This window comes from Cupriavidus sp. SIMBA_020, assembly GCF_046535395.1.
In the GTDB taxonomy this organism is placed as follows: domain Bacteria; phylum Pseudomonadota; class Gammaproteobacteria; order Burkholderiales; family Burkholderiaceae; genus Cupriavidus; species Cupriavidus campinensis.
In genome coordinates this window covers 1-258 of the sequence record NZ_JAWRWU010000999.1, presented here as the reverse complement: position 1 = coordinate 258, position 258 = coordinate 1, and the positions used below count along the sequence as shown (strand labels likewise).

Genomic DNA, 258 nt, shown 5'->3' with positions numbered 1-258 from the left:
CGCATCTATACCGCCGACAAGGTCCTGATCGGCGAATACGGCGAAGAACACCGCAACGTGCTGCGCTTCGACGAGATCCCGGCGGTGATGCGCCAGGCGGTGCTGGCGGCCGAGGACGACCGCTTCTACCAGCATGGCGGCGTCGACTGGATGGGCATGGTGCGCGCCGTGCTCGTGAACCTCGTCAAGCAATCCAAGACCCAGGGCGGCAGCACGATCACCATGCAGGTGGCGCGCAACTTCTACCTGTCGTCCGAA

At 64.3% G+C, this 258-nt stretch carries 1 protein-coding gene; it reads left to right on the top strand.

The window, feature by feature from the left end; genetic code table 11:
• Positions 1–258: transglycosylase domain-containing protein (locus SB751_RS32475; protein WP_410749319.1), on the top strand; the 258-nt coding region annotated here is incomplete at both ends.